The sequence below is a fragment of the Rhodocytophaga aerolata genome (assembly GCF_030503435.1).
GTDB lineage: Bacteria > Bacteroidota > Bacteroidia > Cytophagales > 172606-1 > Rhodocytophaga > Rhodocytophaga aerolata.
Map to the genome: position 1 here is coordinate 1 of NZ_JAUKPO010000161.1, position 1,215 is coordinate 1,215.

The following is a 1,215-nucleotide window of genomic DNA, read 5'->3' on the forward strand; positions in this document are numbered from 1 at the left end:
CATCTTCAAAACAAACCAGGTAACTGTTAGGTACTAGTACTCCCTGACGGTCTTTTAGCGGATAAGTACGTACTGCATGCAGGGCAGGTCCGCCGGCATTCAATGGATCTTCTGTATACGATAATCTATCCTGCAGACCCTGCACGAATATGCCGAATGTATTTGTTTGTGGATCGAAGCGGTCAGAACCGGCTACAATCTGCGGGAACAAAGCTTGATGCTGACCGGACACGCCCGAGAGTGTTCCAACGCCTGTTCGTACAGGCGCATCATTTTGCTTGGTATAAAAGCCAAAAGGTAATTCCTGATTAGGCGAGTACCGGGCTACCGGTGTGATGGTAACTACACCTGCTGCTGCTTTTTTGAACAGTTGTACAGCTACTTCTTCTCCTTTCAGTGTTGCTTCAACTCCATCGGCTAAAGTCGTCCATCCTACGTTAATTTTATATCCCAGTACATCCACTACCGTTTGTAAAGGCGGCTCATTGCTTCCTTCATATCCATTTAATGACAAACCATATAAGCTAATGCTTAATGCCGGATTGTTTGATGCATCGCTGGGTACATTCAGTATTGCATTGAATGTAGAAACAGCACTGCCCGGTATAAATGATAGTTGAATTGTTTTAGTTTCATTGGGTGCAATTGCATTGCCGGTAGGTTCCCCTTCTACTACAATATTGTCTAGTCTAAAATTGCTTGCATTGACTCCACTGATTGTCAGGTTACCCAGGTTTAGGGTTTGACCACCGGTATTGGTGATGGTTAAGCGCTTGGTAATAGTTGTGCTTTTTAATCCATCAAAAATAAGTTCATTATTACTTACACTAATTACGGCAACTTGTGTAGATGAACTTACTGTCAGGTTTACTTGCAGGGCAGCGCTGCTGTAACCGGTGGCTGAAGCAGTAACGGTAGCTGTGTACGTACCGGCAGCAAGGCCTGCCGCATTGATGCCAAAAGAAAGCTCACCGGTTGCATTAGCCGGTAACACTAACCAGTTGCTGTTGGCAGATTTGCTTAAGCTAACGGCAGGGGTTCCGCTGTTGGCACTAAGCGTAGCTTTTTGAGCTGTCACTGTGCCATTTACTGGCACTGTAAAATTTAAGCTTGAGGGAGTAAAGCTAAGTATGTTAGTGTTCGAAGAAGCTGGCTCGATTAGTAGGGAGTTGATCTTGGTGTTTACTCCATTGTAAGCTACCCCATTGATCGTCT

At 44.9% G+C, this 1,215-nt stretch carries 1 protein-coding gene; it reads right to left on the reverse strand.

All coding sequences use genetic code 11. From position 1 onward, the window contains the following. Window positions 1-1,215 (reverse strand): hypothetical protein (locus tag Q0590_RS37315; RefSeq protein ID WP_302042782.1); only part of this gene is annotated, 1,215 nt, incomplete at both ends.